The organism is Cytobacillus sp. Hm23, assembly GCF_051842895.1.
Lineage (GTDB): Bacteria > Bacillota > Bacilli > Bacillales > SM2101 > Nanhaiella.
In genome coordinates, this window is record NZ_JBPXRQ010000009.1 from 161,101 (window position 1) to 182,535 (window position 21,435).

General features: G+C 35.2%; 23 protein-coding genes. 5 read left to right on the plus strand and 18 right to left on the minus strand.

Annotation, left to right across the window (positions count from 1 at the left end):
• Positions 1 to 80: 80 nt before the first annotated feature.
• The 3 genes from ACSVDA_RS07910 to ACSVDA_RS07920 form a co-directional block, all read right to left on the minus strand.
• Positions 81 to 587: a YwgA family protein gene (locus ACSVDA_RS07910; RefSeq protein WP_485882232.1), complete on the minus strand. Its 507-nt coding sequence runs from the start codon at positions 585 to 587 to the stop codon at positions 81 to 83.
• Between the two features lie 118 nt (positions 588 to 705).
• On the minus strand, positions 706 to 2,019 hold the full coding sequence (locus tag ACSVDA_RS07915) for an HD domain-containing protein (protein WP_485882233.1): 1,314 nt from the start codon (positions 2,017 to 2,019) through the stop codon (positions 706 to 708).
• Positions 2,020 to 2,185: 166 nt separating this feature from the next.
• Positions 2,186 to 2,413, minus strand: coding sequence for a YuzB family protein (locus ACSVDA_RS07920; RefSeq protein WP_320207372.1), 228 nt, complete (start codon positions 2,411 to 2,413; stop codon positions 2,186 to 2,188).
• A 450-nt stretch (positions 2,414 to 2,863) separates the two neighbouring features.
• On the opposite strand from ACSVDA_RS07920, the gene ACSVDA_RS07925 reads away from it, so the two are divergent.
• Entirely contained in the window at positions 2,864 to 3,499 is a 636-nt protein-coding gene (locus tag ACSVDA_RS07925) for an RsfA family transcriptional regulator (protein ID WP_485882235.1), read from the plus strand.
• A 766-nt stretch (positions 3,500 to 4,265) separates the two neighbouring features.
• Here the strand turns inward: ACSVDA_RS07925 and lipL are convergent.
• Together lipL and pta are read right to left on the minus strand one after the other, a co-directional pair.
• A complete protein-coding gene (gene lipL, locus ACSVDA_RS07930; protein ID WP_485882237.1) occupies positions 4,266 to 5,108 on the minus strand; it encodes an octanoyl-[GcvH]:protein N-octanoyltransferase in 843 nt (280 codons plus the stop codon).
• A gap of 26 nt (positions 5,109 to 5,134) precedes the next feature.
• Positions 5,135 to 6,112: a phosphate acetyltransferase gene (pta, locus tag ACSVDA_RS07935; protein WP_485882238.1), complete on the minus strand. Its 978-nt coding sequence runs from the start codon at positions 6,110 to 6,112 to the stop codon at positions 5,135 to 5,137.
• Positions 6,113 to 6,586: 474 nt separating this feature from the next.
• On the opposite strand from pta, the gene hemQ reads away from it, so the two are divergent.
• From hemQ to gerQ, 3 genes are all read left to right on the plus strand, one after another.
• Positions 6,587 to 7,330: a hydrogen peroxide-dependent heme synthase gene (gene hemQ, locus ACSVDA_RS07940; RefSeq protein ID WP_485882262.1), complete on the plus strand. Its 744-nt coding sequence runs from the start codon at positions 6,587 to 6,589 to the stop codon at positions 7,328 to 7,330.
• 216 nt (positions 7,331 to 7,546) lie between these two features.
• A complete protein-coding gene (locus ACSVDA_RS07945; RefSeq protein WP_485882240.1) occupies positions 7,547 to 7,969 on the plus strand; it encodes a cell wall hydrolase in 423 nt (140 codons plus the stop codon).
• A gap of 28 nt (positions 7,970 to 7,997) precedes the next feature.
• Positions 7,998 to 8,420, plus strand: coding sequence for a spore coat protein GerQ (gene gerQ / locus ACSVDA_RS07950; RefSeq protein ID WP_485882242.1), 423 nt, complete (start codon positions 7,998 to 8,000; stop codon positions 8,418 to 8,420).
• A 401-nt stretch (positions 8,421 to 8,821) separates the two neighbouring features.
• On the opposite strand, the gene ACSVDA_RS07955 is transcribed toward gerQ, so the two are convergent.
• The 12 genes from ACSVDA_RS07955 to deoR all read right to left on the minus strand — a co-directional run bounded on the left by ACSVDA_RS07955 (position 8,822) and on the right by deoR (position 19,909).
• Positions 8,822 to 9,193 carry a DUF423 domain-containing protein gene (locus ACSVDA_RS07955; RefSeq protein WP_485882244.1) on the minus strand — a complete coding sequence of 124 codons (372 nt, stop codon included), beginning with the start codon at positions 9,191 to 9,193 and terminating at the stop codon, positions 8,822 to 8,824.
• Positions 9,194 to 9,212: 19 nt separating this feature from the next.
• Positions 9,213 to 9,464 carry a YwdI family protein gene (locus ACSVDA_RS07960; protein WP_485882246.1) on the minus strand — a complete coding sequence of 84 codons (252 nt, stop codon included), beginning with the start codon at positions 9,462 to 9,464 and terminating at the stop codon, positions 9,213 to 9,215.
• Positions 9,465 to 9,696: 232 nt separating this feature from the next.
• On the minus strand, positions 9,697 to 10,695 hold the full coding sequence (locus ACSVDA_RS07965) for a potassium channel family protein (protein ID WP_485882248.1): 999 nt from the start codon (positions 10,693 to 10,695) through the stop codon (positions 9,697 to 9,699).
• A 468-nt stretch (positions 10,696 to 11,163) separates the two neighbouring features.
• Positions 11,164 to 11,844 carry a uracil-DNA glycosylase gene (locus ACSVDA_RS07970; protein WP_485882250.1) on the minus strand — a complete coding sequence of 227 codons (681 nt, stop codon included), beginning with the start codon at positions 11,842 to 11,844 and terminating at the stop codon, positions 11,164 to 11,166.
• 42 nt (positions 11,845 to 11,886) lie between these two features.
• Positions 11,887 to 12,933 carry an LCP family protein gene (locus ACSVDA_RS07975; RefSeq protein WP_485882251.1) on the minus strand — a complete coding sequence of 349 codons (1,047 nt, stop codon included), beginning with the start codon at positions 12,931 to 12,933 and terminating at the stop codon, positions 11,887 to 11,889.
• A 455-nt stretch (positions 12,934 to 13,388) separates the two neighbouring features.
• On the minus strand, positions 13,389 to 14,570 hold the full coding sequence (locus ACSVDA_RS07980; protein WP_485882253.1) for a toxic anion resistance protein: 1,182 nt from the start codon (positions 14,568 to 14,570) through the stop codon (positions 13,389 to 13,391).
• Between the two features lie 51 nt (positions 14,571 to 14,621).
• A complete protein-coding gene (locus ACSVDA_RS07985; protein ID WP_485882255.1) occupies positions 14,622 to 15,293 on the minus strand; it encodes a 5-bromo-4-chloroindolyl phosphate hydrolysis family protein in 672 nt (223 codons plus the stop codon).
• Between the two features lie 420 nt (positions 15,294 to 15,713).
• On the minus strand, positions 15,714 to 16,169 hold the full coding sequence (locus ACSVDA_RS07990; protein WP_485882264.1) for a cytidine deaminase: 456 nt from the start codon (positions 16,167 to 16,169) through the stop codon (positions 15,714 to 15,716).
• A 127-nt stretch (positions 16,170 to 16,296) separates the two neighbouring features.
• On the minus strand, positions 16,297 to 16,470 hold the full coding sequence (locus tag ACSVDA_RS07995) for a XapX domain-containing protein (protein ID WP_214480932.1): 174 nt from the start codon (positions 16,468 to 16,470) through the stop codon (positions 16,297 to 16,299).
• Between the two features lie 50 nt (positions 16,471 to 16,520).
• Positions 16,521 to 17,174, minus strand: a complete 654-nt coding sequence (gene deoC / locus ACSVDA_RS08000; protein WP_485882266.1) for a deoxyribose-phosphate aldolase — start codon at positions 17,172 to 17,174, stop codon at positions 16,521 to 16,523.
• Positions 17,175 to 17,252: 78 nt separating this feature from the next.
• The gene (locus tag ACSVDA_RS08005; RefSeq protein WP_485882256.1) at positions 17,253 to 18,467 is read right to left on the minus strand and encodes a NupC/NupG family nucleoside CNT transporter; all 1,215 of its coding nucleotides are present in this window, start codon (positions 18,465 to 18,467) and stop codon (positions 17,253 to 17,255) included.
• 500 nt (positions 18,468 to 18,967) lie between these two features.
• On the minus strand, positions 18,968 to 19,909 hold the full coding sequence (deoR, locus tag ACSVDA_RS08010; protein ID WP_214480935.1) for a DNA-binding transcriptional repressor DeoR: 942 nt from the start codon (positions 19,907 to 19,909) through the stop codon (positions 18,968 to 18,970).
• A gap of 515 nt (positions 19,910 to 20,424) precedes the next feature.
• On the opposite strand from deoR, the gene ACSVDA_RS08015 reads away from it, so the two are divergent.
• Positions 20,425 to 20,787 (plus strand): transporter, encoded by a 363-nt coding sequence (locus ACSVDA_RS08015; protein ID WP_485882258.1) that lies wholly within the window; start codon positions 20,425 to 20,427, stop codon positions 20,785 to 20,787.
• Positions 20,788 to 21,284: 497 nt separating this feature from the next.
• Here the strand turns inward: ACSVDA_RS08015 and ACSVDA_RS08020 are convergent.
• Positions 21,285 to 21,435, minus strand: a 151-nt coding sequence (locus ACSVDA_RS08020) for a transposase (protein ID WP_485882268.1), incomplete at its 5' end; no start/stop codon positions are given.

The window sequence follows — 21,435 nt, forward strand, 5'->3', positions numbered from 1 at the left end:
CTTTAAGCTCTATTCATAAACTCTGTCAATACTATTTCTAATAACAAAAATGCCATGAAACAAGCAATGCGAAAACAGCCTTAGCTTGTTACTGACTTTCTTAAGACGTCAATATATGTTATTGCTTCTTCAAATTCTTCCTCTGAATAGTTTTGCTTACTTTTTAGCGTGAATACCTTTTCCTTCACTTCATCCTTACTTAAATCTTCAAAATAAATAATCGTAGAGACAAGCTCCAAAAATCTCGCATTTTGCTCATTTAAATTACAGATCCAATTTTGCAAAAAAGGCATGTCCAATTCATAGTGATTCAAGAATTGTTCTCCTGATTCAGTTAGTGAATATCGATACTGGGAGTATCCTGCTTTCTTCTCAATTTCTTCATGTATATAACCTAAATTACAAAGCTCTTCAACTCGTAATGTAAGTTCTTCGGAATAAGGTCCGTAAAAATGAAAATTATATTTTTCATAAAATGGATCTTTCATTTTTTTTGCGATAAAAATCATTTTTTGAAGCTTTTTACGTCCGACTATCTCTCCTGCTTCCGAGAATGCTTTCATAACTTTTGCATGTTCTAATAACAATTCCGTTCATCTCCTAACGCCCTTTTAACACACCTTAAAAAAAGAATGGAAAAATGGAAAAATGGCTAAATTTATATAGGATATACTTACGACAATGTTGTCGTCCCTTTAAATACATCTATGACTTAACCTTCGTATATAGTAATTCTGTTATTTTTTTCTTAATATTTGGATTGGATGAACGATCTTCTAACAAATCCTGAGGGAAATAAAGTTTATGGTCAGTTCTACGCTTTCCAGAAATCGCTTCAACAATTGCTGACTCTCTCGATAGCTCATGGATTTCTTCATTCGCCATTAATAATTGGATAGGTAATCTTTCCTCTTCTTCACCAGGACGGTAAAAATCATAAGGTAAGTCTGATGAGGAATCAACTACTAAATAATATTCAGGGTCAATGCCTGCTTCATTAAAAAGCTTTGTTAATTCAATTAATTTAGTCATTTCGTCATTCGATGGATTGAACTCGACATACTTAAATAGATTTCGATTTAAAAAACGTTGACACAAATCACATAAAATAGCATCTTCTTCCTCTTGCCACGCCTGAAAATAGTACAAGATCACACCTTCGTCTAATTTCAAATAGTCAGCAAGCACAAGTTTATTCTCGAACAATGAGTAAAAATGTACAGGTTGACTTTTAAATGAGTAGTTTTCTTTGTATAAGTGCATAGCTCGATGCAATATCTTCGTTAAAATAACTTCAGCACTGCGAGTAACCGGATGAAAATATACTTGCCAATACATTTGATAACGACTCATAATATAATCTTCTACAGCATGCATACCACTTTGTTTTATTACTACTTGATCTTCACGAGGCCGCATCACACGAAGTATTCGTTCCATATCAAAGTGTCCATAACTAACGCCCGTATAATAAGCATCTCGCTGTAGATAATCCATACGATCTGCATCTATTTGACTTGAGATCAAACCGACTACTAACTTATTTTCGTATGTTTTTGCTATAACTTCAGCGACCTGTTTTGGGAAATGTTGGCCTACTTTTCGCAAAACACGGTTCACCTCTGTATCCTCACGAATAATTAATTGGGTGAAATTTTCATGATCGAGGTGAAAAACCTTTTCAAAAGAATGTGAAAATGGACCATGACCTAAATCATGTAACAGTGCCGAACACAAGCAGAGTAGCCGCTCTTCACTATTCCATTCTGGGCGACCGTCAAATACGTCATCTATAATTCTACGAATAATTTCATAAACTCCCAGTGAATGACTAAACCTACTATGCTCTGCACCATGAAAAGTTAAATAAGTTGTACCTAACTGTTTAATTCGCCTCAAACGCTGGAACTCTGCAGTTCCTATTAAATCCCAGATGACCTTATCGCGTACGTGGACATATCGGTGGACAGGGTCTTTAAACACCTTTTCCTCCGTCAGTTTTTCATTGGCATATGTCATCCAATTCCCTCTTTTCGTTTGACATATTTTATATTATATCTCCTAATCAATGACAAAAAAACTCTTGATTTTATCATTATTTATCTCACTAAAAAAATTTATAAGCACATGGGAATAATCCGTTATAAAAGTAAAAATCACCTTATTCATAAAACAAAGGTGATTCTTACTTTTTCTTCATTTTTTTCTCTACCTTCTCGAGTAACTCATTTTCATCCTTTGCGGAAATAGGACGATTATTTACAAATGCAAATGCTTTTTTTCTCCCCGGTCCACAGTAGGATTGACAGCCTACATCTATGCTAGCATTTGGATCTATTTTCTTTAAACGAGGTAGCAATGTTTTAATATTTGTTGCTTGACAATCGTCACAAATACGAAATTCATTTGCCATACAGTACAGCCCCTTCTAAAACCTTCTTCATGAATAACAATATAAATATATATCATTTCGTCAATGGCTAAAGGGTATTGTACATTTAATTGATTGGTAATGCAAGTGCTGAGTTTTAATTACACCATTTGGCAGAGATATTATCTTAATCTACTTGGAAAGAAACATGTGCACTATGGAGAAAAAACTTCGCAATAACTTTGTTGCTTTTCTTCGCTTACATTTGAGTAACTGATGTATAAAATATGATTTTTATAGAATAAAAGGTGGCCAACGTTTGATATATTCGTGTTTAGCTCTTTTTGCGTAAAGGAACATTTATTGCGAAAAAAGCTTACTAAAGAAGCAAACAGCCCGAAAGCAACCAAAATAAAAAACAGTAAGTATAAAGAAATTTGAACTTGTCAATGCTATTAATAAAATATTTTATAAAAATTGGGAGTTGAGAGTATGAAAGAAAGACAGGATGCATGGACAGAAGAAGATGATTTATTATTAGCTGAAACAATACTAAGGCATGTTCGTGAAGGTAGTACACAGTTAAATGCCTTTGAAGAGGTTGGAGACAAATTAAACCGCACATCGGCAGCATGTGGCTTTCGTTGGAATGCAGTAGTACGTAACAACTATCAGAAAGCGCTAGAGTTAGCAAGAAAGCAACGTAAGCAACGGCAACGCTCTTTAGGAAAACACCAACAGGTTAAAAAGACTCTATTATATAAACCGACTGTTCCTTCTATTAAAGACTTAGGTATAAATGCTATAGAAAGTAATAAGGACGTTACACTCGATCAGGTGGTCTCTTTCTTACAATCATTACAACAAAACACTAGTAATATCGATTTTCTACGTAAAGAAAATGAAAGATTACGACAAGAAAATGAAGAAATGTCTAAACAAAATAAAACATTTTCAGAAAACATTTCAAAACTACAGCAAAGTTCTATTTCAATACAAGAAGATTACGACACACTCATGAAAATCATGAATCGCGCAAGAAAACTAGTTTTAATTGAAGAAGAACAAAGCCCGACCACAGCATTCAAGATGGATAAAAACGGTAACCTAGAAAAAATGGCGAAGTAGGAAGAAAAGCGCAAGGTGCCCGTTTATCGGCGACAAGCATAAGACGAGCCGACGAGAAGATTGTTCTTTAACCTTCTCGTCGGTTTGGCTTATGACCTCGAGCCGATGGCACCTGGAGCTAGACAAGTAGAAAAGCGCAAGCGCCATGGTCATCCCCGACAAGCACTGGAAGCATTTCACTTGAAGTCGCTTTTTGACTTCATGTGAAATGGTGAAGTGACTCGAGGGGATAGGCGCTGGAGCTAGACAAAAAGAAAAGCGAAGCCGACTTGAACTGCCTCGACAAGCGTTGGAACCTTTTCAACTGAAGACGCTTTATGTCTTCTGCTGAAAAGGTGAAACGACTCGAGAGGCAAGGAGACGTAGCTAGACAAAAAGAAAAGCGCAAGGTGCCCGTTTATCGGCGACAAGCATAAGACGAGCCGACGAGAAGATTGTTCTTTAACCTTCTCGTCGGTTTGGCTTATGACCTCGAGCCGATGGCACCTGGAGCTAGACAAGTAAAAAAGCGCAAGCGCCTTGATCATCCCCGACAAGCACTGGAAGCATTTCACTTGAAGGCGCCTTTTGACTTCATGTGAAATGGTGAAGTGACTCGAGGGGATAGGCGCTGGAGCTAGACAAAAAGAAAAGCGCAAGCGCCTTGGTCATCCCCGATAAGCACTGGAAGCATTTCACTTGAAGGCGTCTTTTGACTTCACGAGAAATTGCGGAAGCGACTCAAGAGGATATACAATGGAACTAGATATATGAAAAAGCACCTAACCTAGATGTTAAGTGCTTTTTCATTGCGTTCAATGACTCTCTTATAATTGTGTTCAAATAATACTAATTCATCTGTTGTTAATTGCGAAGAATAGATAGACGTACTCATATTCCTTAGCGTTGTTAACAATGCTAACATCATATCTTGAATTGTGCTTGATTCGCCTGTCAATTCGTTTAATGAAGCCATCGTTTCAGGCCTTACGTCAGGGTAAACATATTTTGTTTCGATGCCTTTGATTGATTTGTTATAAAAATCCTTAATCAAATTTGCACGCTCTCCCCCACTACCAGTCACACAAAGATAAATTTGTACAGCTACTCCACCTCTAACCCTTCGTTGAGAAATTCCTGCAAATTTCTTTCCTGCTACACTTAGGTCGTAACTTCCAGGACAATATGAACCGATAATTTCCTTAGCCTCGATCTGTAAATGAAAACGAGAAAGCATATGCTTTACTAGTTCCACCATGGCATCATAGCCTCTATTTATATCGATCCCTTTTTCTGTATCTGGGAAAATGAGAGATATATTCAAAACTCCTTCATCTAAAACAACTGCTAAGCCCCCTGAATTCCTTACAATCACTCGATATCCCTGCGACTGCAAAAAACGAACTCCATCAGTTAAGTAAGGGAGCTTTGTATCTTGAATACCCAGCACAATCGTATTGTGATGAACCCATGTACGTGCTGTTGTCACAGATTCATTTTTCCCTACAGAAGAGCATAACGTATCATCAATAGCAAAGGACTGGAGCGCATTAAAGTGTGGACCTACACTAGATTGATCAATGATTCTCCATCTGTTTTGCTCTAATAAGCTCTTTGACTGAGTATACATAATATGCGTCCCCTAACATATTTTCATTATTTTTGCAGTGCTTGAGCTGCTGTAATAAGAGCTAATTTATAAACATCCTCTTGGTTACAACCTCGGGACAAATCGTTGACAGGTTTGTTTAACCCTTGCAATATTGGGCCTACCGCTTCAAAATTCCCTAGTCTTTGAGCAATTTTATATCCAATATTCCCTGCTTCAAGGCTCGGGAATATAAACACATTAGCATCACCTTGAATAAGTGCATCAGGTGCTTTCTTTTGTGCAACAGAAGGTACAAATGCTGCATCAAATTGCAATTCTCCTTCAACCATTAATTCAGGGTTTCTTTCTTTTGCCAAACGAACTGCTTCTATTACCTTTTCGGTTTCAGGTGATTTGGCAGAACCTTTTGTGGAAAAGCTGAGCATAGCAACTTTTGGTTCAATATTAAACATTTGTGCTGTATGGGTACTTTCTATTGCAATTTCAGCTAAATCTTGACTGTCTGGTGCTATATTAATTGCACAATCAGCAAATACATACTTTTCGGTATCACGAACCATGATGAACACACCCGATGTCTTCTTAACACCTTCTTTTGTTTTAATTATTTGTAATGCTGGACGAACTGTATCTGCTGTAGAATGGGCTGCACCACTTACTAACCCATGAGCTTTTTCTGTATATACTAGCATTGTTCCAAAATAATTTTCATCTAGTAACATTTTGTAAGCTTGTTCTTTTGTAACCTTGCCTTTCCTTCTCTCAACAAAAGCTTCTACTAACGTGTTCATTTCATCATATTGTTCAGGATCGTATATTTCTACCCCACTTAACGATACTTTTAGTGCTTCAGCTTTTGCTTGAAGTTCACCTGGATTCCCAATAATAATTGGCTTAATAATTTCCTCTTGTGCTAAACGGCTTACAGCTTCTAAGATTCGATTATCATTCCCTTCTGGAAAGACAATACGGATGTTTTCACCCTTAATTTTCTCTTCTAATATGTTGAATAATTGTGACATATGTTTTTCCTCCTTTGCTCTCATCATTACTCGTTATATTTAGAATACTTGACTATTACTGAAAATCAATAAATCTATCTTAAAATAACGCTTACATGAAAGAAGTTTATCTTTTCATAATTCACAAAAAAAACACATTTATACGTATGTTGGAGAAAATTTGTCAAAACTAATAAGCGTAGTCACACTTCGTTCACACATATTACAAAGTTAGCTTTTTCAGAAAGCTCTTTATTACTATTTTGCTGAATGATAAAAACCAAAGAAAGTTCATGCAAGTGTCAGCTGTGTTAAAGAAGGCTAGCTGGCCACGAGTACGTGTTAGTACGAAACACTAATTAACAAAAATGTTTCGTGTTTCTTAGTAATGCATAAACTGTGGTATATTAGAAATGCTATATATTTTATATCATGATCTAATTAGAGTAAACTATAATTGTCATATCATACATAATGAAGGAGATGGGTATCAATATGAGTGAAGCAGCTAAAACGTTAGATGGCTGGTATTGTCTACATGATTTACGTGCAATTGACTGGTCTTCTTGGAAACGACTAACAAGTGATGAGCGTCAAATCGCAATTCATGAGTTTGTTGGTTTACTTGAAAAATGGGGTCTTGTTGAAGAAAATCAACAGGGTAGTCATGCATTCTATTCAATTGTTGGGCAAAAAGCAGACTTTATGCTCATGATTTTAAGGCCTACAATGGAAGAAATTAATGAAATAGAAAATGCATTTAATAAAACTAAACTTGCTGAGTATACAATTCCTACATATTCGTATGTGTCAGTGGTTGAGTTAAGTAACTATTTACCATCTGATGAAGACCCGTATCAAAACCCTGATATCCTAAAAAGGCTATACCCTACCTTACCTAAAGCAAATCATATTTGCTTCTATCCTATGGATAAGCGTCGTCAAGGTAATGACAATTGGTATATGCTTCCGATGGAGGAACGTCGAGCATTAATGCGTTCACATGGCATGATAGGCCGGAAATACGCAGGAAAAGTTAAACAAGTAATTTCAGGTTCTGTCGGCTTCGATGATTACGAATGGGGTGTAACACTTTTTGCAGATGATGTTTTACAATTTAAGAAGTTAGTGTACGAAATGCGTTTTGATGAAGTAAGTGCTCGTTATGGTGAGTTTGGAACGTTTTTTGTAGGTAACATTTTAAATGAAGAAAAATTAAATCAACTACTACACGTGTAATATCTATAATCATTCAAGTAAAAGGAAAATGGCTCATATACATATATGGGTCATTTTCTTTTTACTTGAATTTAATGCATATCTAAAATGTTCAACTCATATCTATTAAATAGAAATCATCATTTTTCAAAAATAAGGAACCATTTTCTCTTATTTAAATAGAGTAATATTGTACGAAATTGTAGGTGGATACCTATTTGTAAGTGAGGTGAGAAGATGGCGGTAATTCCTTATACAGAAAAAGATGTAGATTTACTTGCACGCTTAATTCGTGCAGAGGCAGAGGGAGATGGCAAACTCGGTATGTTAATGGCCGGTAATACTAGTGTGAACCGAGTTAGAGCCAGTTGTTTAGATTTTAGAGACATTACATCAATACAAAAAATGGTCTTTCAGCGCCCGGGTGGATTTGAAGCAACCATAAAAGGATACTTTTATCAGCGCGCAAGAGAATCTGACAAACAGCTAGCTAGAAGACTCATAAATGGAGAAAGATTTCACCCTGCAACAAATACATTATGGTTTTACAGGCCTGAAGGCGATTGCCCAGCACAATGGTTTAATCAATGGAATACCGGACGTTTCAAATCCCATTGTTTTTTTGCACCGACTCAGTCGGAATGTCCTAAAGTGTATTAAACCTATTTTGGTGTAAAGGAGGAATTTGATGACAAATAATTACAATCAGGGGAACTATGGAGTTTATCAATCCCAATCATCATACCCATATAGATACCCGTACCAATACGGACAACAACAACAACAACAAGTCCCACAACCAACTTCTGCCCCAACAACAGGTCCACAAGTACCAGATATGTTACCACTTGAAGAATCTTATATTGAAAATATACTACGATTAAATAAAGGGAAGGTAGCAACTGTTTATATGACCTTTGAAAATGGTCGAGAAGGAAGGACACAAATATTTAAAGGAATGATTGAGGCTGCTGGACGTGACCATATCATACTTAGCGATACTGAGTCGGAAAAGCGCTATGTATTATTGATGGTGTATCTAGATTATATTACCTTTGATGAAGAAATAGAATATTACCCAGATAGAATTGTAAGCTACTCTCCTAGGTGAATGTCATCAACCATGACTTCTCCTAACAAGCATTCGTACCATTTCAGATGAAGGCGCATTTTGCCTTCGGATGGAATGGTGAAGTGACCTTGATGGACTCGAGAGGTTTCACTAAGACAACGGTTGGAGTAAATAGCCATAAAAAAAAGCAATAAAGTTTATGAAACGCTCTTTTCGTAAACTTTGTTGCTATTTTTATCAAATTATTACCATAAAAAGTGATTTTAGATGTTAGCCATCTTTGTACAGAAGAAAAGATGCCACGAATGCTAGATATATACGTACTTATACCTTAGAACGAAAAGCAACATTCAATGCAAAAAAAGCCTTTTTAAAAGTGCTTTACCAATAGAAAAGGGGAGTCTATTTGTCGAAATTCGACTAAAGACAACCCCCTTTTTTTACATATGTTTCATGACTGCATACCCGAGAAGTACCCATCCAATTAAGAAAGCCACACCTCCTAATGGTGTAATTGCTCCTAACACTTTTACTTGAGTAACACTTAGAATATAAAGGCTTCCAGAAAATAAAATAATTCCAATTAACATAAACCAACCAGCCCATGTCAGAGAAGGTGTATTTGGAAATTTGCTTGCAATCAAAGCGATAATCATGATTGCTGTAGTATGAAACATTTGATAAGTCACGCCAGTTTTCCATGTCTCTAAATACTTTGCTGGAATTTTGCCCTCTAAACCGTGTGCACCAAATGCTCCTAGTGCTACCGCTAAAAAACCATTAATTGCTCCAATTATTAGCAATATTTTCATGTTTGTTAGTCCCCCAATTTTAAAAATCTAGTAATGAATCTCCATTTGCTTCATCTACATTTACTTTATTATGTTGTTTAATTGACATTTGTTGTATTTCTGGAATCGTTTTTTTACGATTGTCCTCTATAGAATTAGATGATAATACGACATCACACAAAGAGTGGATACTAGCAATATGTTCACGAAGTCTGCCTTCGTCATTTGACTGGTTTGCTTTTGACAGCTCCTCACCAATTTTATCAAGTATCATTTGAACTGGTACCTCCAAACTCCCCACCTCCTGAGTTTATATTTTTTGAGAAGGCTCTTTTCGTAAACTTTGTTGCTATTGTTTTCAATTAGTACCAATAAAAAGTGGTTTTACTTGGTTAGTCATTGTTGTACAGAAGAAAAGATGCCACGAACACTAATTATGTACGTGTTTGGCTCTTAGTACGAAAAGCAACAATTAATGCGAAAACAACCTTTAAGAAAGTTCAAAAGTATAGGATAATTGATTATTATATACTAGGTTTTGTAGCTTCTTCAAATTTCACTAATTGACCCTCTGTACCAAACACAATTGTTAAGTCGCCTTCTTTTAATAGTTCATCCGGGTGAGGGTTACTAATTAGCCTGTGTTTTCTTTTTATCGCTACAATCGTTACACCGTACACACTGCGAATGTTATTATCTCGTAAAGAGATATTGACAACTTTCGATCTAGGTTGGATCATAATTTCTTCGACCCCGTATTCGTCTTTACCTAATTGGAGAATCGTATCTATGTAGTCAACACTGATGGGTTTTACAACTGACATTGCCATCCTCCTCCCCCCTAGAGAGGAAGGATTAATAACTTTGCTTGCTCCAGCAATGCGAAGCTTATCTTCAGATTCAACTTTTTCTGCTCTAGCCACAATTTGAATATTTGGGTTTAATCCTTTTGCAGTTAATGACACAAATACATTTGAAGCATCATCAGGTAGCGTTGCTACTAACCCTTTTGCTCTTTCTATCCCTGCATTATATAAAACCCGATCCTCAGTTGCGTCACCTACTATGTATAGAAAATTCTCTTCTATTTGTTCCACTCTTTCTTTATCACGTTCAATAACAACAACTTGAACACCTTCTTGAATAAATCTCTGCAGCACTTGTTCACCTACACGACCTATTCCGCAAATAATCATATGATTTGATAGATTTTCAATTTGTTGATGCATACGACGCCTCCATACACTTTGTGATAACTTTCCTTCAATAATTGCAGCCGACATTGCTGCTAGTGTATACCCTACTAGTCCAACTCCAACAGGTATAATGAGCAAGCCAAATATACGCCCACCTATTGTTTGAGGTATGATATCACCGTAACCTACCGTCAGTACGGTAATTGCTGTCATCCACAAAGCATCGAAAAAACTTATCCCTTCAAGAAAGGCAAACCCAAGTCCTCCAACTATAATTATTATCGTCATTCCTATTAAAGAAATAACGATATGTTTGGATACTTTCACCACGCCCCTCCTTCTTTCAAGACCTTCTTTTTCTCTTCTCCTGAAATTTCATGCACGACTTCCCTGATGATTGGAATACACGTAAGGATGGAATAATGTCCGTTTTAAAATTAAAAGCTTTGCAGCCTCTTGGGAATTTTGGATCCCACGTTGTGTAAAAATGGGTACAATTAAAACAATTTATTCTTTGATCACTCATATTATTTCACCCTTTATGCTCCCCATTAATAATATTGTGTTTTTATTGTATCACTATCATCTACACGGTTCAGCAAAATATACCTTTGATAGTAAACCTAGGATGTTTTCGTAAACTCATTTTATTTATTTTAAACTTTTTACAATTAGATACATTTTACCCAAGCCACAAAATTGTTATAGTAAAAAAAATTGCCGCTAACGCTAGATTGTATGCGTGTTTTTCCCCTTAGTACGAAAAACAACAATCAATGCGTAAACAGCCTTTACCTAAGTAGTTAGCGGGTCGATTTGCCAATCAATTTCTTCGCTACCAATTTGCTTTAAATAACTATTGGCTTTTGAAAAGGGGTTACTGCCAAAAAAACCACGATTAGCAGAAAAAGGACTTGGATGAGGTGACTTAATTATATAGTGATAACTATTTGAAACTAGTTTTTGTTTTTCTTGAGCATGTCTACCCCAAAGGATAAAAATTACCGGCTTTTCACGTTCATTTAATACTTCAATTACTTTGTCTGTGAACAATTCCCACCCAAGCCCTCGATGAGAGCTAGGCTGTCCTTTCCTCACAGTTAATGTAGTATTTAACAACAATACCCCTTCTTCTGTCCACTTTAATAAATATCCATGGTTCGGTATAGTACACCCCATGTCATTATGTAATTCTTTATATATATTTTTTAGCGAGGGTGGAACAGGAATACCAGGTTGAACCGAAAAGCTTAAGCCATGTGCCTGATTTGGACCATGATAGGGGTCTTGTCCAATAATGACAACTTTCACTTTATGATAAGGCGTATGATGTAAAGCATTAAATATACTATACATATCAGGGTAAATCGTTTCTGTACTATATTCGTGTTTCAATGTTTGACGTAGTTTTTTATAATACGACTTGTTAAATTCTCCTGCTAATAATTGTGACCAGTCATTATTAAGTATTGTCATACAAAACCACCTATCAACTTTCATATCATTACTACTAATATATTATTCTTTATTGAAATGTTTCAATAGTTCATTCATCTCATTCACATCAGGTATCCAATAATACAATCGCGAATTAACTAAAGGGTCCATCGCATATCCATCATTTCCTGGTAATTGAAAATAGGAGATATCTTCTGTTGTAATACCTTTAAAAAGCATAGCCATACTAAAGATATCACTTTCAGATACGTTTGTATCAATTATTGCTTGTTTAACATTTCGATAAATGGTGGGTACCTTTGGAATATTCTTTGGCTGGAGGGCTGTCTTGACTAATGATTTTAGTACGAGTGCTTGATGTTGCTGGCGCCCAAAATCTCCTTCAGACAATGATTTACGTTCTCTAACAAGTGACAAAGCTAGATCCCCATCAAGATAAAGAATATTATTATTATCAAGTGTAATATTTTTATCTGTCAATGTTATAGGTTCCTTTAGCTCTATTTCAATACCACCCACGGCATCCACAACATCTATAAAACCTTCAAAATTTGTTTTCACATAATAATTAATTGTGCACTTACATAAGTTACTTACCGTTTGTATTGTAGCTTCCGTCCCAGATCCATTTCCGCCTTTAAGCTCTCCAAGTAAATGAGCGTGATTAATCTTAGTGGCACCTACACCCTCTACTTGAACCAATGTATCGCGCGGAATAGATAAAACCGTTATCTTCTCTTGTTCGGGATGGATATTTGCAAGCATAATTACATCTGTACGTGATGCTTCTTGTTCACGTGCGTCAAGGCCTAGAAGTAACAAATTAAAGCTATCAACTTGTTTGTATTTCTTTTCTAGATTCTTTTTTTGTAAGTGAATAGCCTTCCTACCTTTTGTGATATCAGCATTTTCTTCTCGTTTCTCTCCTTCTTCCTCACTTTGAAAACTGTCTTGCACTTTTAATTCGCCTATCTTTTCAGGTGTTGCTATTTGCGGTATGTTATTTTCTGCAAAATGATTTACCGGCTTAAGTTTAATATAATAGTATCCACCTATACAACCGAATAGTACAATAACTAACAGCGTTATTCTTATCCCCTTTTTCATTGTTATTCAGTCCCTTTACTTGTCCTATTTACTTATATATATTCCCCCTCACTTATTCAAATTACAGCTTATTTTACAAGTTCTTAAATAAAAGGGTCCATTTGGTAAACTTTGTTGAAATTCCAACTAAATTAGAACAATGGTGATTCTATCCACTTGCCTACAAACGCTTTTAATACCTAAATAAGTAAATCAACAATTAAGGAGACAATAGTCAAAATAAACAAATGCTGTTTTCATAATTGTTTGCTTTTCTATAATGGTTTTAATTGCAATGGTACATATCGTAAGAATAAAATAAAAAAGCAGGTCAAAACAAAACAGCCCACAATAAGGTACAACGACTAGCTTGTACTTTATTGTAGGCTGACCCTTTATAGTTTTCATGTTTACATTGCCTGTTCAAATACTGCAACTAAAGCAACAACGTTTACAAATAGAACCTTTCAATCAAATTATGCATTTTTCATCGATAATAACTTGTTTTTTAAATCCTGTTCCATCGTTGTAATATCTTTTTCAATTTGTTGGCGCTTCATTCTGCCTTCTTGCTGAATTTTTAACGTTTCTTCTAATGTTGTTAATAAATTCGTTTGAGTTTGCTTTAGTGTTTCAATATCTACTACTCCCTTTTCATTTTCCTTCGCAACATCAATTGTATTTGCTTTAAGCATATCAGAGTTTTTTAATAGTAACTCGTTCGTTGTTTTTGTTACTTGCTTTTGTGCCTCAACAGCTTTCTTTTGACGGAAAAGAGTAATCGCTATAACAATTTGATTTTTCCAAAGTGGAATCGCAGTAAGTATTGAAGACTGAATTCTTTCAACTAATGTCTGATTCATATTTTGAATCATTCGAATTTGTGGTGCAGTTTGAATTGTAATTTGCCTGCTCAATTTTAAATCATGAGTTCGCTTTTCTAATCGATCAACAAATTGCATAAGATCATTTATTTCTTGAATCTCCATTTGATTACCAGATGATTGTGCTTTTTGTTGCAAGATGGGGATTGTATTCGTACGAAGGTCTTCTAGCTTCACTTCAGCTGCGGCAATATATATGTTTAATGCTTCAAAATACTCTTTATTTTTCTCGTATAAAGTATCAAGCATCATAATATCACGAAATAGCATTTGTCGGTTCTTTTCAAGTTTATCGCCTATTTTATCAATTTCAAGTCCAATCTTCTGATACTTCGACAGTATATTATTTACTGATTGAGCAAAAGAGCCAAATATTCTAGAGAAGAAACCACGTTTTTGTACTTCGAAGTCTTCTGGATTTACCTCTTTAATTCTACTCATTAATTCTGTTATTACTTCGCCTACTGGACCTGCATCTTTCGTTTGAACATGATTTAACATATCATGAGAAAACTTAGATAACTCTGCCTGAGCCGCTACACCGTATTGAACAATTGCTTGCTGGTTAGTAGGGTCTATTTGCTCAGCTAGTGATTTGGCCTTTACTTGATGTTCGGGCTTCAAAGTTAAAATAAGCTTTGTTGGTTCTACTGTTTCAGTACTTTGTTCATTCAATAATGAACGCTGTGGGTCACCAAATGGATTTTCTAGTAATGTATCAATATTAGCTGTATCTAATCGATTCATTTGAAGGTTTAATTCTTTTTCATTCATTCTGTTTTTCCCCTTTCTTCTACTATATCGAGTAGCGCCAAGCAATATCGCTTATTTAATAATGTTGTTTTTTGCTGAAGCAGTCTGTTCTTTCGTACGCGCTTCAAATGAATAACCGGTTTCCTGTAAAGACTGCCTTACTAGTTTACATTCTATATCAAGGTCTGTAATGTCCTCTGAAAGGATTTGTAGGAGTTCTTTTTCTATGGATGCTGCTAACTCTTCAAGTGTTTCCTCAACTTCTCTCATCGATATATACAATTCCTTGTTTTTAACTGGTTGTGAAGCTAACTCAGAATATTTTTTTACAATAAGTAATGTTGAGTCCACATATGTCGTAAAAACAGATTGAACGTTTCTATATCGCTGTGGCTCTCTTTCAGCTATCTCTAAAATCTGCTTAAGAATTTTATGAACCTTACTTACTGTTTGATATACTCTAATAGAGCGTACTTTGTATCGATAGCTTCCAATTTCTTTAATTTTAGGCTTTATCTCACGAATGTTTTTCTTAACATACGCCCTTTCTTCTTTTACAACGTCCTTACTAGCCGGTAAAAATTTTTTACGAAATATTGCCGAAACGAGAAAGTAAGTGGCACCCCCACCTAAAATAGCTGCCCACCATATATAATCAGTCACAAAGAAAAGCACAACCGCACTAACAACACTTATACTAAATGAAATAGCTATTCTTATAGTATGAAGGATCAATTTTTTCATGTTCACTCTTCTCCTAACTATAGAGTTCAAAATGTAACACTGCACATAAAAAATTCGAATATTAAGGTTATTTTCCCCTTATATTAGCATTGTTACATTTTGTAAACAAGTTTATTCCTGTTATCTTTTATACGTATCGTTAAGGCAATTAGTTTCAAAACATGGAGAAAAGTTTTCAACCATTTTTACCGATAGTAAAATTAATTATTCATCAAGGTTCTTTTCGTAAAATTTGTTGCAATTTTCGCTAAAAATGGACAATATGATCAGTTGTGCTTACTTATTCTTTGTACGTAAAACAACAATCTATGCCGAAAGAAGACATTGCCATTGTTAGCTAGTCTTCAATTCTTAACTAACAGTTTCCATGCAAAAAGCAGACCTATTGTTGTTAGGTCTGCCTATTAGTTTTATTGCATATTATTGTTTTTCTAAATCTTTTGGTGAGAATCCACCTGGCAATAAATCCTGTACAGTGGTTTCTTGAACATCACCATTTAGATTGGTTAATACAACTTCCATATCTGGGTTACACAATTCTGATATGACTTGTCGACAAGCACCACAAGGTGGAACAGGTCGTTCAGTATCAGCGACTACAACTAACGCTTTGTACTCTTTATTACCATCAGAATAAGCCTTAAAAAGGGCTGTTCTTTCAGCACAATTACACATGCTGTATGCAGCATTTTCTATGTTACACCCATGATAGACTTGGTCATCCTTTGTTAATAAAGCAGCGCCAACCTTAAATTTTGAGTAAGGCGCATACGCGCGCTCTCTCGCCTTTTTCGCCTCTTGAATGAGAGTTTCTTTGTTCATCTGACTCATCCCTTCAACCCTTTTTTGGAGTTTGTTCAAAAAGTCATGCAACATGATCAGCATGGTCACAATTGTATAATCCGTATTTGCCATTGAAAGATGCAATTCTTAGTAGGACTTACTTTTTCATTTGCACTCTTTTTAAACATTATAGATAAGAAATAAACCTTCTAAATATGATTTAGCTTTGGAAAAACATACCGAATAACCAGTTTGCTACAATTCCCCCAAGATACACACCGAATACGCCTAACACGCCTGCTAAAACAGGTGGAGCTGGTAATGGAAGTTTTAATGCTTTAAATACAATGCCGATTATCATACCAGCTAATAAACTTAAGACTAGTTCTTTCATTGTTAACCCTTCTTTTCAAATATTTTGAACAAACACTAAAGAAATGAGACTTAATATGAAGTCGTTGATTCTTCGCCTTTTACTAGTTTTACGCCAGAACTCGTTCCGATACGAGTAGCACCAGCTTCTGTCATTGCGTCAGCATCTTGTAAGTTTCGAACACCACCAGATGCTTTCACACCGATATTAGGTCCAACTGTTTTACGCATTAGTGCGATATCCTCGACAGTTGCGCCTCCTGTTGAAAAGCCTGTTGAAGTTTTCACAAAATCTGCTCCTGCACGAACTGATAATTCACAAGCACGGACTTTCTCTTCTTCAGTTAATAAGCATGTCTCAATAATAACTTTTGTCAATGCTTTCCCTTTTGCTGCTTCAACAACTGCTTTAATATCTTTTTCAACTAGTTCATCGTTCCCACTTTTTAATGCACCAATATTGATAACCATATCAACTTCTGTTGCTCCATTTCCAATCGCATTGTTCGTTTCAAACGCCTTCACTTCAGGAGTAGTTGCACCTAATGGGAATCCAATAACTGTACATACTTTTACTTCTGGTGTTTCATTTAACATTTCAGCTGATAGCTTTACCCAAGTTGGATTTACACATACTGAAGCAAATTTATATTCCTTCGCTTCATTTACTAATTTCTCGATATCCTCTCGACGCGTTTCAGGTTTTAATAAAGTATGATCAATCATTTTTGCTAAATTATTATTCACAATATTTTCCTCCATTTATTAAAGTACTAAGCCCTCTAACTATTTGTATTTTCTAATCTATAATAACATTCCAGCGATAGCGGCACTAAGCAATGACGCAAGCATTCCAGCTAACACTGCCTTTAATCCCATTCTTGCGATATCACCACGACGATTTGGCGCTAAATTTCCGAGCCCACCTAAGAGAATACCTAGTGATGATATATTTGCGAATCCACAGAGTGCAAAACTTATAACAGCAACTGTTTTCGGAGTTAGGTCTTCAATTTGTGGAGCGAAAGAAGCATATGCCACAAATTCATTTAACACTAACTTTTGACCGATAAATCCTCCAGCAGTTACAGCTTCGGCCCACGGTACACCTATTGCGAAAGCGATTGGTGCAAATAAATACCCTAAAATTGTTTCAATCGTCAAACCTTCAAAGCCTAGTCCACTTCCTACCCAACCTAATAAACCATTCAGTAACGCAATTAATGCAATAAATGCAAGTAGCATTGCACCAATATTTAACGCAAGCTGAAGACCAACACTTGCTCCTCGTGCTGCTGCATCGACGACATTAGTGGATTCTACATCTTTCTCCATTTTAATATCATCAGTCGTCTCAGATTTTTCTGTTTCTGGCATCATAATTTTTGCTATAATCAGACCTGCTGGAGCAGCCATGAAACTTGCAGCAAGCAAATACTCTAGCGGAACACCTAATAATGAATATCCGACTAAAACTGATCCGGCAACTGAAGCAAGACCTCCGGTCATTACCGCAAATAACTCTGACTGAGTCATCTTCGCTAAAAACGGTCTAACAACTAGCGGAGCCTCTGTTTGTCCAACGAAAATATTGGCAGCTGCTGAGAGTGATTCAGCTTTACTTGTTCCTAATAGTTTCGAAAGTCCCCCACCAATAAATTTTATCACGAGTTGCATAATACCTAGATAATAAAGCACCGATATTAAAGAAGAGAAAAAGATTACAATTGTTAAAACGTTAAAGGCAAAGACAAAAGTAATTTCTTCTGCGGCAAAAATTCCACCAAACAAGAAGTTGACACCTTCGTTCGCATAATTAATAATTGCTTGAACGCCTTCAGAAAATGCTTGCAAACCTCTTTTTCCAGCTTCCCATTTTAGTACTATAAAGGCAAATGTTAACTGGATAAACAAACCAATTAAGACAGTTTGGATCTTAATTGATTTTTTACTACTTGAAAACAAGAATGCGATTCCTAATACTACAAGGACACCAATGATACCCCATAAAAAATTCATGAAGAACACCCCTAAGACAGTTTTCTTGATGCTTACGATGCTTAGTATTCTTAAATAATTATTTTTTAATCACTATAGTGGATTTATAATTACTTGTTAAACACTGAATCAATTGTGAACATTTGTTCATAAACATTTAAGAATACGAGATAAAAACAAATCTTGTTCTATTAACATAAACCGTTTTCATTTCTAAAAAAACAGGTTTACATTAAAAGAGAATCATATTGTAATAGCTACATGCTCTAAAATAAATTGAACAAAATTTAATTTTCGATATTACTATATCAAGGTATTGAACAAATGTAAACACAATATTGAACAAACGTTATGTCAATTATTTGACAATGTTATAACAATCAATAAAAAAAGAGTCACTCGTCCATATGCCAAAACGAGTGACTCTTTACATTTCATAGTCTTTTGCGATATATCATATTCACATTCTGCTAAATAACGCACAAGTGTCATTTGAATAACTTACCATATTCGATGTTTATTTATAGCTTTTCCAGCAAAGATTTAGCGGTAATTTGATCTGTAATTAACACATTGGCGTATTCTCCCATTAACGCACCATAAATTCCTTCTAGTCGATCAGCTCCACCTGCAACGAGAATGGACTGTTCTTTATTTCTTAAATCGTCTAATTCAATACCTAGAGTTCTAGCATTCAAGCTTTCATTACATATTTCCCCATCTTTTGTAAAGAACCGAGAGCAAATATCTCCTACAGCATTGGAGAAAATCATGTCTAAATCCTCTTCAGTAAAATAGCCTAACCTGAATAACAAAGATTCCGATCGAATGGGACCTACAGTAAATAAAGCTATATTAGCATTTTTACCAAGCTCCAAAATTCGGTGGATGTGACGGTCTGCCACCATTGCTTGTTTAACAACCACATGATCAACGATCGCTGGAACTGGTAAATAATGAGGGGTAGTGTTAAAGGCTTTGCCAAATAAATGAAGAATTTCATCTGCGTAAGTATTTGTCTCTGAGTGACCAACTGCCCCTTTCAGCTGAACAACTTGCACATCTTTTAAGTTTTGTTGATTTAACTTGTTAGCAATATTATATAAGGTTCTACCCCATGTGAGGCCTATAATATCACCATCTTTTACTGTTTCATGTAAATAAATTGCAGCTTGTTCACCTAGACTGTTATGGATGACGCTTTTTTCATAATGAGGAATAGATGTTACAACCGCTTTTTTTAATTTGAACTTTTGTTCAAGTTCTTCAGATAAAGATTCAACATCCTCTGTAGGGTCATTGATTTTTATTTGAACGATCCCTTCATTTTTTGCTTGTTGCAAAAGCCTAGATACCGTTGGTCTTGATACACCAAGCTTTTTTGCAATATCGCTTTGATTATAATCTAATAAGTAATATAGTTTTGCTGCCTCAATTACTTTCTTTAATTTATTTTTTTCCATAATTTCACCTTTTGTACTTATTAAGTATTGTATGAAATTAATTTTACCAAAAAAATGAACGTTTGAAAAATATATCAAATATTTACTAACATTCTTAAAATGAGTATAACTTCTATCCGCTAAAACTGTATTATTAAATAATCATATTCTGTATTAGTTTTAATTTTCCTGCTCATTATAAAACAAAATCATTATCTAGTATACTTGCATAATATAAAATTTACTCATCATTTATATACCTCGCCTTATTACGAACATATAGATACAATTATCATTTTTTCAGAATAATACAATAAAATTCCTTTTTATAATATCTATTAATTATTTTACCTGTTATAGTTTTTTAGTATCTTTTGTTATATTTTTATTTGGGATTATTTAGAAATAACTCAAGTAAAAAAGAGGGAGAAAAGAGGATGAGTAATTGATTATTTTTTCTAATACTGTAGGCACAAATCCAAAATGTAATACATATATTGTTTTAATTCTAACTAGTTGAAAGGAGATTTTTTATCATGCATTTTTTCAGATTCCCACCACCACGTCCCCATCCCCATATTCATCCAGGAGGAAGTATGTTACCCTTCCCTGGATCGACGCCATTTCATGGCACTCAAGCTCTCCATCAAGCTCCTTCTGCTCCACCACCTTCTTTTGTACCTCAACAACATCAAACTGACTTACAAGCTATTGACCCACGAGCACTTGTTAGATGTTTATATCGCTACACGTATATTTGGCTTCGAGGTAGAAGATCATTTTGGTTTTACCCTACATTTATTGGAAGAAAATCAGTTTCAGGGTATAGATGGACTGGAGTAAGGTGGGTCTATTTTGGCATTGATGCACAAAGAATCATATCATTTCAATGTTTTTAAATGTTCCTTTTCGTAAGCTTTGTTGTTATTAACTAAATAAGCACTGTAGTTGAATACCTATCTTTTTAGGTTGAAAGCAACTTTGTTTACAACAAAGGATTTACAAAATGACCATCATAAAGCGCTCTATCCCACATGAAGGCACCACACCCCTTCATGTGGAGTGCCTCCTGACGCTAGAGTTAGCTAACTAGCTATCTAATCCAGGTATAGAAAGAAAGACATTCGAACTAAATGAGGACTCGTTAGGATGACAAATTGAAAATGACCAGTAATAGGGAACATAGCAAAACAAATAAAAAAGACGCAGACACCCTGATCACCAAATTGAGAAGGCGTAGACTAAAAAAAGTCCCTTTAAATAAACTTGAAGAGCTTTATGAGAGCTAAATAATTGTAAAACTCGAAAAGATGCCACGAACGCTATATGTATATGTGCTTGTATCTTAAAAAAAGGTTCAACGTCAAATGTTGGGGTGAAGCAAGTTCTCTTCGCCCTATCCAACATGAACACCCACTTTTTTATACCTATGAGCTAATAAGATTTTAGCTCTAAAACGCTTGAAACTTCTAAATCCAAAAGCATTTCTTTTCATGACTTTTGTTAAATTGTTTATACCCTCTAAAAATCCGTTAGAGTAGTTGTAT